General features: G+C 52.2%; 12 protein-coding genes. 6 read left to right on the top strand and 6 right to left on the bottom strand.

Features of this window, described 5'->3' with window-relative positions; genetic code table 11:
• Positions 1 to 231: 231 nt before the first annotated feature.
• Positions 232 to 1,200 carry an alpha/beta hydrolase gene (locus tag KB213_RS08130; RefSeq protein WP_211682049.1) on the top strand — a complete coding sequence of 323 codons (969 nt, stop codon included), beginning with the start codon at positions 232 to 234 and terminating at the stop codon, positions 1,198 to 1,200.
• A 208-nt stretch (positions 1,201 to 1,408) separates the two neighbouring features.
• Here the strand turns inward: KB213_RS08130 and KB213_RS08125 are convergent, their stop codons facing one another.
• Positions 1,409 to 4,741: a S41 family peptidase gene (locus KB213_RS08125; RefSeq protein WP_346266692.1), complete on the bottom strand. Its 3,333-nt coding sequence runs from the start codon at positions 4,739 to 4,741 to the stop codon at positions 1,409 to 1,411.
• Between the two features lie 407 nt (positions 4,742 to 5,148).
• Between KB213_RS08125 and KB213_RS08120 the strand changes: the two genes are divergently transcribed.
• Positions 5,149 to 5,331 (top strand): entericidin A/B family lipoprotein, encoded by a 183-nt coding sequence (locus KB213_RS08120; protein WP_211682047.1) that lies wholly within the window; start codon positions 5,149 to 5,151, stop codon positions 5,329 to 5,331.
• 54 nt (positions 5,332 to 5,385) lie between these two features.
• On the opposite strand, the gene ade is transcribed toward KB213_RS08120, so the two are convergent.
• Complete coding sequence (ade, locus tag KB213_RS08115; protein WP_408903733.1) at positions 5,386 to 7,098, bottom strand: adenine deaminase; 1,713 nt, start codon at positions 7,096 to 7,098, stop codon at positions 5,386 to 5,388.
• Positions 7,099 to 7,209: 111 nt separating this feature from the next.
• Between ade and KB213_RS08110 the strand changes: the two genes are divergently transcribed.
• From KB213_RS08110 to KB213_RS08095, 4 genes are all read left to right on the top strand, one after another.
• Complete coding sequence (locus KB213_RS08110) at positions 7,210 to 8,457, top strand: TIGR03862 family flavoprotein (RefSeq protein ID WP_249110387.1); 1,248 nt, start codon at positions 7,210 to 7,212, stop codon at positions 8,455 to 8,457.
• Positions 8,454 to 9,896, top strand: coding sequence for an ATP-binding protein (locus KB213_RS08105; RefSeq protein WP_211682043.1), 1,443 nt, complete (start codon positions 8,454 to 8,456; stop codon positions 9,894 to 9,896). Before KB213_RS08110 ends, KB213_RS08105 begins: the two co-directional genes overlap by 4 nt.
• A 111-nt stretch (positions 9,897 to 10,007) precedes the next feature.
• On the top strand, positions 10,008 to 12,494 hold the full coding sequence (locus KB213_RS08100) for a TonB-dependent receptor (protein ID WP_211682041.1): 2,487 nt from the start codon (positions 10,008 to 10,010) through the stop codon (positions 12,492 to 12,494).
• Between the two features lie 14 nt (positions 12,495 to 12,508).
• Positions 12,509 to 13,630, top strand: coding sequence for a glycerophosphodiester phosphodiesterase family protein (locus KB213_RS08095; protein WP_211682039.1), 1,122 nt, complete (start codon positions 12,509 to 12,511; stop codon positions 13,628 to 13,630).
• Between the two features lie 205 nt (positions 13,631 to 13,835).
• Here KB213_RS08095 and KB213_RS08090 read toward each other — a convergent pair whose 3' ends face one another.
• The 4 genes from KB213_RS08090 to KB213_RS08075 are packed head-to-tail and all read right to left on the bottom strand — an operon-like array spanning position 13,836 to position 16,721.
• Complete coding sequence (locus KB213_RS08090) at positions 13,836 to 14,426, bottom strand: gluconokinase (RefSeq protein ID WP_346266691.1); 591 nt, start codon at positions 14,424 to 14,426, stop codon at positions 13,836 to 13,838.
• A complete protein-coding gene (gene rpiA, locus KB213_RS08085; protein ID WP_211682037.1) occupies positions 14,411 to 15,115 on the bottom strand; it encodes a ribose 5-phosphate isomerase A in 705 nt (234 codons plus the stop codon). The genes KB213_RS08090 and rpiA overlap by 16 nt, the downstream gene beginning before the upstream one ends.
• Before the next feature lie 14 nt (positions 15,116 to 15,129).
• Positions 15,130 to 15,864 carry a 6-phosphogluconolactonase gene (gene pgl, locus KB213_RS08080; RefSeq protein WP_211682035.1) on the bottom strand — a complete coding sequence of 245 codons (735 nt, stop codon included), beginning with the start codon at positions 15,862 to 15,864 and terminating at the stop codon, positions 15,130 to 15,132.
• On the bottom strand, positions 15,861 to 16,721 hold the full coding sequence (locus tag KB213_RS08075; protein ID WP_211682033.1) for an HAD family hydrolase: 861 nt from the start codon (positions 16,719 to 16,721) through the stop codon (positions 15,861 to 15,863). The genes pgl and KB213_RS08075 overlap by 4 nt, the downstream gene beginning before the upstream one ends.
• Positions 16,722 to 16,926 lie beyond the last annotated feature (205 nt).

The raw sequence follows: 16,926 nt of genomic DNA, 5'->3' as shown, positions 1-16,926 counted from the left end.
CTTCCGTTGTCTGAAATTAATGGTTTGACACCGTAAGTCATTGATATTGCATAATATACACAGATGCGTCGGGTCCACCACTCACATAAAATAATAAATTACTCTGCGGTTTAAAACGCCGCTGTAAGACAGCACATCTTACATGCAGCATACCCTCACTAAGTCTTGAAACTCGCCCGCTCCCCTCAACGTTACCCTCATTCGCTTAATAACTAAGATATTGAGGCTGACATGTTCATTCAGCCTGAAGTGCAGAAGCTTCTAGCGCTTTTTCAAAAGAAGAATCTTCCGGCTATAGATACTCAAAGCGTAGAAGAACTAAGGCGTGCCAGCCTCAACACAGGACCAACATTTGGTGGTCCTACCCTCCCCATGGCAACCGTAGAGGACTTGGCAGCAGTCGGCCCAGCAGGCTCCATCCCGTTACGCCTATACCGCCCAGAGGGGGTTTGTAAGACAAATGCCCCTGCGCTAATTTATATTCATGGTGGAGGGTGGGTCATTGGTAACATCGAAACCCATGATCGTGTTTGCCGCCAAATCGCCACCCGCGCAGAATGCACTGTCATTTCGGTGGAATACAGGCTTGCCCCTGAACATAAAGCTCCTGCTGCCGCTGAAGATTGTTGTGCGGCTTTACACTGGATTTACCAACACGCGGCTACATTAGGTATTAACCCACAACGTCTTGCCGTCGGCGGAGACAGCGCAGGAGGGAACCTCTCAGCAGTCGTTGCTCTTGAAGCCCGCAACACAAACATCCCCCTACGGGCACAGGTCCTCATTTATCCGTGTACTGATGCACGTATACCTCTACACCAATACCCATCACGCCTCCAAAATGCCGAAATTCCACCCCTTACCATGGGAGCGTTGAAATATTTCTCCAACCATTACGTCGGGGATAATGAACCAATGTCCCACGATTGGCATATTTCCCCCATTATGGCTGATACACTCGAAGGCGTTGCTCCTGCATTACTCCTTACAGGGTCAATCGATACACTCCACGATGAGGGCATTGCTTATAGCAACCGGCTAGAAGCCGCTCAGGTTCCCGTTATGCGGCAAACCTTCCCCGGTATGATACATGGCTTTATTGAACTCTCTGGCGCCCTAAATACTGCAAATGAGGCGTTTAATATTATAGGTTTTTTTCTCAGAGAGCGCTTACACGTCACATCGGATCAAACCCCTTAAAAAAATTCGCACCACCTTCAAACATTTATCAGCGAAGGCGAAGGTGTTCGCCAAAAAATTGGATCAGAAATATAAAATATTTATGCGGACCATTCATGAATACGGTCCGCATGATAATAAATCTAGATTTTTAACAAACATTACTACTAATTTTATTATATTTAGCCTGATCAATTTCTTTCAATTGACCAGACCAATATTCAAACAATCAGTGCATGATCGTTTTGTCTGACGGGAACGGATCTGCTTTTAGAATTGAGCGCGGGTGTTCATTCATATCTTTCAAGAGATAAGAAATTGCGGCGTCCAACTGTTGATCTTGCCCATGGAAAGTAGCCACAGGCATATTCTCAACCTCAATATCAGGTGAGACGCCTTTATTTTCGACCAACCAATGACCGTTCATATCATAATATGGATTTTCAGCGGTACGGGCCATACCGTTATCCACCAAATGATCGGCGTCAGACAACCATACACCTGCCCCGGCAGTGCGCTCACCTAACAGTGAAGCGATATGCAGTGACTTGATACCTTGCGAGAAAGTTTCACCATCAGAATAGGTCATCTCGTCAGATAAGACGATGAGATGGCCCTGAAAGGCCTGTTGCATATCAATGGCAGGAGCATTGTCATAACGACTCCAAAACATCCATGCACGGCGCATGAGTTGGGTGAGAACCCAACTGTCAATATTTCCACCATTATTGCCACGAACGTCAATGATGAGGCCGTCTTTGTCGATATTCGCATAGAATTCACGAGCAAAAGCTTCCATATCGCTGCCGACCATGGCTTGAAGGTGAAGATACCCTATCCGCCCATGACTGACACGATCCACCACCTCTGCACGGTTTACTTCCCAATCACGTGCCCGCATCTCTTTTTCTGCGCGCCAACTCACCGGTACGACAACCGTCTTATGCTCCTTGTCTCCACGGTGCAGCGTCAGAAGCACTTGCTTGCCGGCTTGATCTTCCAGCAGCGGGGAGATATCTGGCGCATCTTTCGTGCTTTGGCCGTTAATAGCCGTAATCACATCATTATTTTGAGCATCCACCCCCGGCATCGCAAGGGGAGATTGCTGATCTGGCAAGTCCTTATCGGCTTCATAAATATGAATGATGCGAAAACCATTTTCTTGTCGTTCCGTTGCTGCTCCCAGTCCTGCAATAAAGCGACTAGCAGGTGCATCATCATTCTGAGCCGGATGAATTTGCGAGTGCATGGCACCGATTTCTGCAACCATTTGACCTAGCAGATCATCAAGATCAGAACGATCACCTAAGCGATTGAGCAATGGCTCAAAATGAGCCCGGACCCCGTTCCAGTCTACACCCTGCAAGTGACGATCAAAATAATGATCTCGATGAAGCCGCCACGCGTCTATGAATTCATCATGCCATTCCTGCATAGGGCTAATATGGAAATGCACAGGAGCCAAATTGATATTAACCCCCGTCATATCATCCGGCTTTTTTGCTCCGGCAGGAAGAAGGAGCAAAGACGGCGGACCGTTTTTACGCTCTGTGAAAGTAAGAAGGGTTTTACCATCCGCTGAGAGGTCAAAATCATCCACATCGGGGGCGTATGTTTCAGTTTTATGCTCTTTATTATCGATATGAATGGATTTAAGGGCGGCGCTGTCATCGCCTGTTGCATCCAAGGTAAAGAGGAAGTCATTGGATGCGGCAAGTCCACGGTAATCGCTAGCGCTCACAGGAGCCTGATAAAGGCGTGATGGCAGACCACTCCAACTAATAGCAGGAATGGCCTTAGCTTTTTCACCTTTACTATCGCTTTGCTTCTTCGATGGCGTAGTCGGCTCAACATCCAACTCTGTAGGAGCCAAGAACGGGAAACGTACATCATTTTGTAGAGCGAGAGCATAAATGCCCGTTCGATGCGGGAAAGCAGGCCCTAAATTACGGTCCCCCCATGGAGAGCCATTGGAAAGAGAGAATGTACGGTCGGAAAGGAACCATAACCAGTGACCATCAGGAGAGAAAACTGGAGTATATGATTCATAACGATTATCCGTCACCCAAGTCGTCTTTTTGGACTGTAGGTCAAAAAGAGCAATTTGGCGCCGAAGACTTGAGCCACGTGTACGCACAAAGGCTATTGCCTTGCTATCCGCAGACCACGTGACACTATCAAAAGAGGTCGTACCGTCTTTAACAGCATCATCAACACAGCTTTCTGTTTTATGCGTGAGGTCAGTCAGCCACAGCAAACCACGCATATCAGTATGTGCTGCGTATTTTCCATCGGGCGAAATAACCAACAAAACGGGCTGTGTTGGTGAGGGCTTCCCAATAGCCTCTCCCGCCCCACTGCCATCAGCCGCAAAACGCCATAAAGCGGATTCACCACTCACGTCGTTAAAGGCAAGAATAGATTTTCCATCAGGAGTTGCACGCGCCAAACGTAACCGAATTGAATCTGGTGTTGGGATAGTAACAATTCGGCGCGGTGAAACCCCTGCGATAACCACATGCCCTCTCATGGTCAAAATGGCAGCATTACCTTTTGGAGCAATGGCATTTGACGTCAAAAACTTGGCAGGGTCACTGAGCCAGTATGCTTGACGAGGAGCATCATCTGAAATGACGGAAATCGGCACAAGCTGGGTCGTATTATTCGTCAGATCCAAATCAAAGAGGTCTGGCCCTTTACGAAAAATAACATGATCGCCGGAGATCGAAGCTTCTAGAACACTATCATCTGTAAAATGCGTGAGCGGTTGGGCGTCACTCCCATCGGTTGCTAAGCTCCAGAGATTAAAACGGTTGTCGGCATCGGAAAGAACAATGAGGCGATCTCGCCATGGCATCGGATGCACGAGGTTAGCGCTACGCGTGCCAATGCGCTCAGCTTCTTTGCCATTACGTAAGTCAAAGCGCCAAAGCTGAGAAAGTGCCCCACCGCGATAACTACGCATATGATCGCCTGTGGTGGCCAACCCAAAGCGTACAGCATAAATCCAGCGCCCATCAGCACTAAGAGCTGCATCATTAATATTCGCCAGAGGGTAAACGGTTTTACGCCCCGTTTCTGGGTCAAGAGCTGCAACAATACTGTTATAATAAGGCCCTGTTGGGCTTGGTGCGCTGTATAAAATACCCGCATTTTTATCCCAACCTATGAGTTTAAGGCGAGCTGAATTTTCAAACGTGATCCGTTTCGGAGTGCCGCCTGCGCTCGGCATAATATAAATTTCGGTCGGACCATCAAAGTTACCAAGAAATGCCACCCACTTCCCATCCGGAGATGATACCGGGTGCGGAGCCACAGCGTGCCCAGGCTGAGGGAGGGAGGTCAAACGTTGTGCTGTACCACCATGAGCAGAAACACTCCAAACAGACTGCTCCGCACTAAAAAGAAGTGTTGTTCCATTCAGGTAAGGCTCGCGAAAATACGATCCAGCGGCATGCGGCCCCGTTGCATTTGGGTCATTCGTAGCCGCATGAGAAACGGAAAATGTGCTGCTGATCAAAGCGCTGCAAATAAGAAACGCATAGGTTCGGGGCAAGGGCACAGGTAAAACCTTTTAAAATATAATACAGTTAAATACCTTAATGCCTGATATCTTGGTAAGACGTCGAGAAAATTGTTACTTTATAACATTGATTTTATGTAAGATTTACTCCGCATCTTCTTGAAACTCGTTTTCCGAGACGAAAAAACAGGATAACACCTCCATGAGAGGATGAAATCCCTCACATACCCCAACATATCAGGCGCTCTATGCCCATGCGCCCATTACGTACATCACCCTTCAAATAATACCTTCAGCCCTCTCATTGAGGTCAATTTTACTTCACCATGACATAATGCCCACAAAGAGCCATATTTCAGGAATTACTATCACCTTGAATACCGGATCAGGAAACTTCCCAGCCTCTGCTGCGATATTCCTCCATCCTATTAAGAGGAGAAAACGTCATGAACCGTAAAATTCTACGCACTGTATTGGCTGTCACTCTGCTCGCCGGTGGAAGCCTCTCCCTCTCCGCATGTAATACAACGCGCGGCGCAGGTCAGGACATCTCAGCAGCAGGCAAAGCAACGTCAAACGCTGCAACCAGCGCTGAAAAGAAAATCAGCAACTGGACCAGCGGTAAATAATAAAACCGCTTCTCTACGGCCCGTGCATCAAGCCGGGCCGTAGCTTACTCAGTCTTAGACAAACGCCATTTTATTCACATCAACCAATCCACGATCCGTCAATTTCAAATGAGGGATCACCGGCAGCGCCAAAAAGGCAAGCTGCAAGAATGGCTCTTCCAACGTTCCGCCCATAGCCTTCACCGCAGCGCGCAGTGCAATCAACTCATCACGCACTTGCTCATAGGGCGCATCACTCATCAGCCCCGCAACCGGCAAGGCCAATTCACCACGGATCTCACCATCCTGCACGGCCACAAAGCCACCGCCCGTTGCCATGAGGCGCTCCACCGCAATCGCCATATCCGTGTCATTCACACCCACCACACAAATATTGTGGCTGTCATGCCCAACGGAAGATGCAAGCGCTCCGCCCTTCAGACCAAAACCTTTCACGAAACCATGGCCAATATTCTCATTGTGACCATGCCGCGCCACAACACAGAGCTTCGCAATATCCTGCGTCACATCAGCTAAGACCTGCCCATCACTCTGAGGCAGATCATGTGTCAGATATTCCGTGATAATTTGACCGGGAACGATCCCGATCACAGGACGCGCCCTCCCCTCACCATGTACGGCCAACTCCGCCACGGTCACGGCGTTCGCCCGGCGCATACTGTCTTTGCCGACTGGAACAACCGTCTCACGCGTGCCAAACAAGGCATCATCCACCAGCCGTCCAGCAGAAATCACATCGGAAACAAGACACTCTTCTAAACTGTCCAGAAGAACAACATCCGCCCGCTTGCCCGGTGCAATCATACCACGATCACGCAACCCAAAAGCCTGCGCAGCAGAGAGAGATGCAGCACGGTAAGCGGCCAAAGGTGGCACGCCCAGCGCAATGGCCTTACGAATCAGATAATCCAAATGCCCTTCATGCGCGATTTCCAGCGGATTGCGGTCATCGGTACAGAAAGCAAAGAATGGTGACGTCTCAACCGTCAAAAGCGGAGCCAAAGCTTCTAGGTCTTTACAGACTGACCCCTCACGGATCAGCACCGTCATACCCTTGCGGACTTTTTCTAAGGCCTCATCGGCGCGCGTTGCTTCATGGTCGGTCGTAATACCGGCTGCCAGATAACCATTCAGCGCAGTACCGCGCATCAGCGGCGCATGCCCATCAATATGACCACCAGAAAAAGCCGCTAACTTCGCCAAACACCCCGGGTCACCATGCAGAACACCCGGCATATTCATAAATTCAGCCAGACCAATCACCTGCGAATGATCACGATAGGCTACCAAAGAAGCAGCATCCAAGCTTGCACCGGATGTCTCCATATCCGTGGCTGGCACACAGCTGGAGAGATTAACACGCAAATCCATAATCATCCGTTCAGATGATTTCAGGAAATAATCAAATGCCCCACCACCAATGACATTCGCCAGTTCATGCGGGTCACAAACAGCCGTCGTCACACCATGCGGCAAAACGCAACGGTCAAACTCCTGCGGCGTCACCAAAGACGATTCAACATGAAGATGCGTGTCAATGAAACCGGGCACCGCAATACGCCCGCGCCCTTCAATCACCGTATGCCCTTCATAACGACCATACGTTCCCACTACCGTATCACCACACAGGGCAATATCCGTCGGGACTAATTCACCAGTCACAAAGTCCAGCAGCCGCACATCGCGGATCACCACATCAGCCGGTTCAGCACCTTGGCCTTGGGCAATACGCTTCTTCAAGATGCGTTCCATTCCCGTTTCTGACATGATGATCTCCTTCTTTATCATGGCAAGGCCATCGCACACCGCGCTTTACGCGCGCAACATCCTTCATCGAAAAACCTGACAAATTCTGTAGAACGTGGCATGGAACCGGGCATGACCCCAGCACACAGCCCGACGCACAACCCCGCACAGACCATAGATATTATCGGCGCAGGCCCCACAGGCCTCATGGCGGCCGAGCAGCTTTCTGCCTCCGGCCATCACGTACATCTTTATGATGCTATGCCGAGTGTTGGGCGTAAATTCCTCATGGCTGGGCGTTCAGGCCTCAACCTCACCCACGCCGAACCGCTTGATCATTTCCTCACCCGCTATGGCACGGCGCAATCATGGCTCGAACCCGCCATCCGTGCCTTCCCTCCTGAAGCCCTACGTGCATGGGCAGAGGAACTCGGTCAGCCTTGCTTCACAGGATCTTCCGGCCGCGTATTCCCCAAGACTCTCAAAGCCTCCCCCCTGCTGCGAGCATGGCTCAACCGCCTAACTGCCTCAGGCGTTTCTTTGCACACGCGCCACCGCTTTACGCAATGCAGTGCCGCAGGAAACCACTTCTCCACTCCCAATGGTGAACACATCTCACAGCCCGCCGCCACTCTACTCGCCCTCGGCGGCGCAAGCTGGAGCCGCCTTGGCTCTGATGGCGCGTGGAGCCACCTCTTCCCCGGTACGGTCACGCCGTTTGCACCATCAAATTGCGGCTTTGTTCCCGCATGGTCGCCCGAATTTCAAACACGGCATGACGGCACGATACTGCACGGCATAGCCCTTACTATTGAAGGCCATACCCGCCGGGGAGACCTAACAGTGACACAACGTGGCCTCGAAGGCAGCGCACTCTATGCCCTCTCCCCCATATTACGGGAGCAACTGGCACAACACGGCCAAGTCACCACCACACTCGACCTCAGGCCCACTCTCACCATTACGCAAATCGAAGAACGGCTGAACGCACAACGCCCACGTGAAAGCCTTTCCAACCGCCTCCGCAAAGCCCTCTCTCTCGATACACTCGGCCGAGACCTCCTGCGTGACGCCACCCCAAAAGGCGCAACGCCCACAGAGCTTGCTCGCGCTATCAAAGCACTCCCCCTCACGTTAAAGGCTACCGACACACTGGACCGTGCCATTTCAACGGCAGGCGGTTTAAAACACAGCGCCATGAACGAACACTACATGCTCCACACCCATCCGGGCCTTTTTGCCGCGGGTGAAATGCTCGACTGGGAAGCCCCAACGGGCGGCTACCTCCTCCAAGCCTGTTTTTCGACGGGCCTTGCCGCAGCAAAGGGCATCACTCACTGGCTCGAATCACAAGATTCCGCTATCCGCTTGACCCCATGACCTCCATCATTCTCGGACAGGGCCGTGACGGCTCCGCTATAGACCTCGATCTCCCAGAACTTCTCGCCACGCGGCTTCTAGTTCAAGGCAACTCCGGCTCCGGCAAATCACATTTGCTGCGCCGCTTGCTGGAACAAACGGCCAATGTCGTCCAACAGGTCATGATCGACCCAGAGGGAGACTTCGTCACCCTCGCTGAACGCTATGATCACTTGGTGATTGACGTTGAAGATCAAAGCGAAGCTAGCTTGCGGGCCGCGGGCGAACGTGTCCGAGCGCATCGCGCTTCGGTCGTACTGAACCTCGAACACGTCGAGGCCGAAATGCAGCTCCGCGCGGCAGGTGCCTTCCTGAACGGCATGTTTGAGGCCCCACGTGCACATTGGTACCCTGTCCTCGTCGTGGTGGATGAGGCACAACTTTTCGCCCCTGCTGCCGGTGGCGATACAACCGACGAAGCCCGCCGCCTCTCCCTCGGCGCCATGACCAACCTCATGTGCCGTGGTCGTAAGCGCGGTCTCGCAGGTGTCATCGCCACGCAACGTCTGGCAAAGCTGGCAAAGAACGTCGCAGCGGAAGCTTCAAACTTCCTGATGGGCCGCACATTCCTCGATATTGATATGGCCCGTGCGGCTGATTTGTTGGGAATGGAACGACGTGCCGCTGAATCCTTCCGTGATCTCGCTCGTGGTCAGTTCATGGCACTTGGCCCCGCCCTCTCACGGCGCCCCAAACTCGTTGCCATTGGCAGCGTAGAAACAGCTAGCCATGCAACTGGCCCTATTCTCGTCCCGCTCGAACCCATGGCTGCGGAAGATTTGCGCGATATTATTTTAGAGCCTGTCGCTGAACTCTCCGCCCGCCCACGCCGTGAAACACGCCCGCCACCGCCTGACCTTTTGGCCCAGCTCGATGCATACGGCACGAACCGCGATACGGCTGAGACAAACGCCCCCGTGGCGGAGCCCGTCACGGCCGATCCAGAAACATTATGGTCCTTAGTATCCGAAGTCGCACACAGTGAAGGCTCAGATTACAAACCACTGGCTACGTTGTATCAAGACTTCCAACTCCGCGCCCGTATTCTCGGCCTGCCCCGTACTATTCTAGACCTCGGTAACTTTCAGCGCCTGCTAATCAATTGCCGAACAGGCTTAGAGAGAGAGCGCGCAGAAAGCAGCGAATGGCAACAAGCCGAGGCTATGGCGCAGACACTTCCCGAAGATGTGCGTGGTGTTTTCCTCCTCCTCGCACGTCATGCATGGGATGAAGCCCCTTGCCCTGACGATGATGCCCTTGCCCGCGCCTATGGCACACATTCTCTAGGCCGCGCCCGCCGTCAACTCAATTACCTCGAGGAGCGCGAAGTCATTGTTTTGCAGCAAACAACATCCTCTCGCCGTGTTGCTATTGTCGGTATTGGCTGGTCCACAGCCTGATCTACAGCAGGTCACAAAAGTGAAATAATTTATTAATATGAGTTTCACACTGTAAACATCTGGTAATGTCTAGGTTCCGACCCGGTTTTCATGTCATCCATAAGGTTGTCCATGTCGGGTCTTTTTTTGCGTCGTCGCGCGCAACTTGCACTATTCTGCTCCCCTATCGCAGTTGCTTTTGCGTCGGCGCATGCAGCGCCTGTGCATCACCATATTAAGAAGGCTGTTGCAACACATGCCGCTAAAGCGGTGCAACATACGCCCAAGGTCGCACCACAGGCCCCAGTAAACGCCTCTGCCGCCACAGTTGCTCCCGTAGCCGCACGTCCAGCACCGATCGTCGCGCCAAAAGCGATCTCTGCGCCTGCCAGCGGTAACGAGCAACTTATCATCACCGCACGCCGTACCCACTCCGAACAAACTGTCGGTCGTGTACAGATGCAGCGTGAACTGCCCGGTATCAGCCCAATTAAAGCCCTCTCCGTCCTTCCGGGTGTCGTCTTTAACAACGCTGATCCATGGGGCAATAACGAGCAGAACTCTTCTCTGATCGTACATGGTTTTAACCAAAACCAACTCGGTTACACTTTGGACGGCATTCCTTTGGGTGACCAAGCCTACGGCAACTATAACGGCCTCTCCCCACAGCGTGCCGTCATTAGTGAAAATGTTGGCGCAGCCTCCATCGCAACAGGCGCAGGCGACCTCGGCACAGCATCAACATCCAATCTGGGTGGCTCTCTGCAATTCTCTACCCAAGACCCTTCTCACCGCCGTGGCGCACAGGTTGAGCAAGTCTTTGGTAGCTTCTCTACCTTCCGTACATTCGCACGCGTTGATACGGGTGATTTCGGAAACGGCAACAATGCCTATCTGTCCTTCGTGCGCCAAGATGCCCGCTCTTGGGATAATCCCGGCTCACATCAAGGCGGCTATCAGGTCAACGCCAAATTCCGTCACGATGACGCGCATGATCACGTTTCTGTCTTCTTTGACTGGTCTCAGAAAGCTGAGCCGAACGAAGACCCCATCACAATTACCCCGACATCAACGAACGTTCCTTACGTTCGTCCGTTCATGTTCCCTGACATGAACTACGCACAAAATTATATTAACTCACCTAACATTAATAAAATTATTGCGTCTAATAATTACCGTAACTATTACGGCGGCGCACAGCGTGAAGACTTCCTCGCTTACGCAAAATGGACCCATGATTTCAGTGCAAATCTACACTGGGATAATAACTTCTATTACCATCATGACCTTGGCGAAGGCATCATCGCTGGCCCAACAACTGTGGCTGGCCTCCCATCACTGTTCTCCGCTTACTTCCCAAATATGAGCCAACAAAGCCTCAATGCCGTTTTTGGTGGTTCAGGTTACGCAACCCGTACAACAGAATATTGGGATAACCGCGGCGGCCTCACATCCACCCTGCGCTATCACCTTGGTCAGCATTCCATCGAGTTGGGTGGCTGGTATGAACGCAACAACAACACACAAGCACGCCGTTGGTATCCGTTCTCATTCTCCAACCCAACAACGCCTTATGAGCGTCAACAAAACCCACTCATCCACCAATACACGAACTACTTCTACACCAATACGTTCGTGACCCATCTGCAAGATACGTGGCAGATTTCTAAGAACTTCTCTCTGATGGGCGGCTTCAAATCTGAGCTGATTTATACAAACGGTACACTACCCGTAGCGTCCAAGACTGGCGTGACCGTACCGGGTGGCACAATCAGCACGACTAAGCCTTTCCTTCCGGCTTTTGGTGCAACCTGGACCATCTCACCGCATGAGCAGTGGTTCGCTAACATCCAGCAGAACGTCCGCTCCTTCCAAGCCGCAGGTACAGGCAACCCAACACCTTGGGGCGCAACAACTCAGGCTGCTTTCGAAGCATTCCGCAAATACGGCAAGCCTGAAACATCATGGACCTACGAAACCGGCCTGCGTGAACATCGTTCGCTTAACCTAGGCCCGATCACCGGCTTTGAAGGCCAAGTGAACTACTACCATGTTCACTTCTCTAACCGTTTGCTCGCCATCGCAACGAGTAACATTTACTCCGTCGCTGGTGCTGCCACCATCATGGCAAACGTTGGTTCCGTGGATACAAACGGCGTCGACATCAACGGCACACTGCACCTGGGGCCGCATTTCTCATTGTATGACGCACTGTCCTACAACAAGTCTCAGTACAATGCAGACTACATGAACAATGGGAAAATCGTTGCAACAGCCGGCAAGAACGTGGCGAATGTTCCATCTTGGAGCAACAAATTCATCGCCAGCACCAACTGGGGTAATGCTTACGGTCAGTTCATTGGTGAGTATCAGGGCAAGCGTTACACCACCTACACGAACGACATGTCCTCCCCCTCTTACAAGCTGTTCAGCATGAATGCTGGCTACACCTTCAACAATATCCCACATATTGCGTCTCTGAAGGTACAGGGTAACATCACCAACCTCACCGGTGAGCGTGGCTGGTCCACCATCAATGCCGGTGCAGCAAGTGGCCAATACACAGCCTTCCCAATTGCACCACGTATGTACTTCATGACCATCAGCGGTTCTCTGTAAGGAGCACAATAACCATGTTGACCCGCCGTAAGACCCTTGGCCTCCTCACGGCGGCCAGCATGGCTCCCGCGATTATCACCTCACGGGGGACAGCACACGCTGCCCCCTCTCTTGCTCCGCAACCACTAATCTTTGCTCATCGTGGCGCATCAGCACTGCGACCTGAGCACACTTTTGGTTCCTATGCCAAAGCCATGCAGGACGGCGCCGATTTTATCGAGCCAGACCTCGTCATGACAAAGGACGGCCACTTAGTCGTCCGCCATGAACCGAACATCGTCGAAACAACCGATGTTGCCGATCATCCAGAGTTTGCAAACCGTCGTCGCACGGTCACGATTGACGGAGAAAAGCAAACTGGCTGGTTCACGTTTGATTTTACTCTTGCAGAAATCAAAACACTTCGCGCGCGCGAGCGTCTTGCAACGCTCCGCCCACAAAACACGCGTTATAATGATCGCTTTGCAATCCCTACATTTGAAGAAATGATTGAGCTGGTTTCTGCGGAAGCATCAGCAACTGGAAAAACCTTTGGTATTATTCCCGAAATCAAACACTCAACGTTCTTCCATAGCATTGGGCTCGACCCTGAGACCGAATTCCTACGTATTATCGCAGCACACGAATATACCCGTCAGGCACCGCTAGAGCTGCAATCGTTCGAAACTGCCAATCTCGCGAAAATTCGCAGCCAAGTGCTTGCCATTAACCCACAAGCACGCCTGATGTTCCTTATGGATGACCGTAACGCCGTTCCCGCCGACGTCGCCGCTGCCGGGAAGAAAACAACCTTTGGTGACTTCATGACACCATCTGGGCTGCAAGAAATCCGCCGCTTTGCCGACGTAATTGGCCCATCCAACGTCGATATCATTCCCCGTGACGCTCAAGGTGCATGGTTAGCACCATCCAGCCTCATCACGGATGCCCATAACGCAGGCTTGCTGGTCCACTCTTACACCGCACGGCCAGAGAACATCTTTTTGCCCAAACAACTCCGTGGCCCCGGCGGCCCAGCAGCACGCAACCCTGAGGGCATGATTGCTGAACTCCGTCGCTATCTGGACCTTGGGCTTGATGGCTTCTTCACAGATGATCCTGCCATCGGACGCCTCGCTCTTAACGGCCCGATCTAATCAAAGCACCTCTGAGCTGTCCAAATGATGGGAAGGTTATCCCCAGTTTCATGGAACATCTCAGGGGACGGGCCTGTGGATAGCTACTGAACAACGTGCACGATATCTACAAAACCACAGAACCATGCGCCTCTCTATCAGGGCATAAAAAACGGCACAGTCTTTATCAGACTGTGCCGTTTTCAGAGAAAGCATCTTACTGATTTTATTCAGAAAGCACCCCTGAAGAGACTTGCACCATCGAATGTGCATCTTCTCCCAATAACTTAACGAGTTCTTCTACGACACGTTCTGCCGCTTGCTCACCGTTCACAGCAATGACAGGCTCATCATCTCCGGGCTCTTCCAATATAGCAAGTTGGCTCGGCAGAAGTGTCGAAGGCATGAAGTGTCCTTCCCGCGCAGCCATACGCTCACGCAAGACCTCTTCACTCACCTTCACATAAACAAACTCAACCGGCAGACCACCCGCCCGCAAACGTTCACGATAGGAACGCTTCAACGCCGAGCACGTCAAAACAGCGCCATGACCAATGTTTCTCTCACGCTCAAGCCAGTCATGGCACAACTCAAGCCATGGATACCGGTCTTCATCCGTAAGAGGCTGCCCAGAGGACATTTTCTGAACATTCTTTTCAGGATGCAGCGCATCGCCCTCCTGAAAATCCCAGCCCAATCTACGCGCGAGTTCAGCCGCCAACGTTGTTTTACCCGTTCCACACACACCCATCACGACGATGAAATGTGGACGAGGTGTAGGCGTCTTGTTCTCTGAGGGTGTTACTTCCGTTCCCACCGCTCCACTCCATGATCCATTGCGACGAAGACCTCATTGGTCATGCTGAGGAACATGCCATGCTCCACGACCCCAACAATTGATCCAATTCGTTGCTGAAGCTTTTCTGCGTCTTCAATGAGCCCAAAAACGCAGTCTAGGATCAGATTCCCATTATCCGTGATGTAATGATGTCCGTGGTTATCCATCCGAGGCTTTACCGCGACGGCACCACACTCTTTCAAGCGCTCTGCCGTGCACTCCCACCCGAAGAACACAACTTCCACCGGAATCGGCGCCCGCTCACCCAAATGATCCACTGGCTTCCGATTATCAACAATCACCACAAAACGCTTGGCAGATTGCGCGACAATTTTTTCGCGCAACAAAGCTCCGCCCAACCCCTTCACGAGGTGTAACGTGCCGCGCTGCACTTCGTCTGCACCATCAATCGCAATATCAAGCACACGATGTTGCGAAAAATCCGTCAACTTAATGCCAGCCTGAACCGCTTTCTCTGCACTATCAATTGAGGTCGGGATGGCTTCAATGCGTAGCCCTTCAGCCACGCGCTCTCCCAAACGCTCAATCATATACTTGGCGGTGCTGCCCGTTCCGAGGCCAACCGTCATCCCATCCTCTACAAGGTCCGCAGCACGCCGTGCCGCCATACGCTTGTAGATTTCAATTTCTGAGACGGCACCACTCATGGCTCGCGCCCCCCTTACTCGCCAGCAGCAGCGCGGTCCGCCAGAATGACAATGCGCCCTTCTGACGTCACCCGTGCGGATGGCAGTTCTTGATCACCAGCGCGCAGACGGCCCAGCATTTCGACTTTGGACGCACCCGTCACCAGAAAAACAACCAATGCACTTGATGCAATCGCCGGGTAGGTCAGCGTAATGCGCTCATAAGGTGCGGTTTCCGGTGCCGCCACACCCACCCATGCTTGCGTTTCATGCAATACTGGCTGCCCAGGGAACAATGATGCCGTATGACCATCCGTCCCCAAGCCCAGCATCACCAAATCAAAGAGCGGGCGCCCTGCTTCCAAGACATCTGAACCATAAGCTGCTTTGAGCGTCTTTTCATACACAGCCGCATCAGCAGATACCGCAGCACCGGTCGGAATAGGAAAAACATTCTCAGCCGGAACCGGGACATGTCGGAGCAAAACAGCTTGCGCAACGGTCTGATTGGCATCTTGGTGACCGAACGCAACATGACGCTCATCACCATAAAAAATCTGGAGCCGATCCCAAGCAACACGATGGCGAAATGTCTCAGAAGCCAAAAGCTCGAAAAGGCGCTTAGGTGTAGACCCACCGGACAACGCCACACGGAAGAAACCCTCCGTCTTGGCTTGCACCCCCTCGATCAGCAACTCTGCCATACGAAGTGCTACAGCCTCAGAATCAGCGAGCGTTTCGAGGGAGGCGTTACGGATATCGGTGGTCATGGTTTTTGTATCCTTGGCAAAATGAAGCGTTCAACCGCCTGTGCCCAACCTTCTCGCTCATTTGTGTCCGTCTGGAAATGAGCGGCGGCAACTATTTCTTCTTCAGCCTGCCCCATTGCAATGCTCAAACCGGCTGCCGCAAACATGGACAGATCGTTTTGCGCATCACCGAGGCAAGCCACTTCATGCGGCTCAACACCACAGGCCTTCGCCAATTGGCGCAGCCCCTCCCCTTTGTTGGCCAAAGCAGGCGTGACATCAAGCATTGTCTCTGCAGAACGGCGCACACTGGCTTCACCTATCAGCATCGCGCCCAGTTCTGCCTCAACTCGCTTCAGCAGGCCGTAATCGTTGCTCACACCAACAACTTTACCAATGTCATAGCGCTCATTACGCAAAGAGCTAATTTCCGTTGGCTCCAGACCCGTCATCCGGCGGTCAAGGGCAACAAAGCCCGTTGATGAATCTTCCACTAACCAAGTGGAGCCACGCAAAAACCAAGTTTCCACCCGGTGCACATGCAGCACATCCAAAATAATATTAAGGACCTCTGCATCCAGCACACGATTCACTTCCAGCGTACCATCGGGGCGAAAAATCGCTCCACCGTTAAACGCAGCAGAAGGCCCTGTAAGCCCTAACGTTTTGACAACGGGCATAACAGCAGCAGGCGGACGCGCGCTTGCAAGACAAAGAGGAACGCCCAAAGTGCTCAAACGCTGCACCATCTTCCGTGACGCATCGGTCACGCTTTTCAAAGGTGTCAGGAGCGTCCCATCCAGATCCGAGACGACGAGCCGAATACGCTCTGCCGGCGGAGACAGATCAGCATGAATAGCATCAAGATCAACGGACATTACACGACACTCCCGACCAAGCATGGCCCCACTCTGGAACGCTGAATGGGACCACGCCATGGTATTATTTTAACGAAAGCTCGTCCCTTTTCGATGACTTCATTCAAAAAGAAACGAACTCTCAAATACCAGATCAACGCTTACTTTGGTTCGACGTGTCCGCCGAATCCGAAGCGCTGTGCGGAGATGATTTTCTCAGCGAAGT

It is taken from the genome of Neokomagataea anthophila (assembly GCF_018122595.1).
Taxonomy (GTDB): domain Bacteria; phylum Pseudomonadota; class Alphaproteobacteria; order Acetobacterales; family Acetobacteraceae; genus Gluconobacter; species Gluconobacter anthophilus.
The sequence above is the reverse complement of the archived record's forward strand: the minus strand, read 5'-3'. Positions and strand labels throughout refer to the sequence as shown.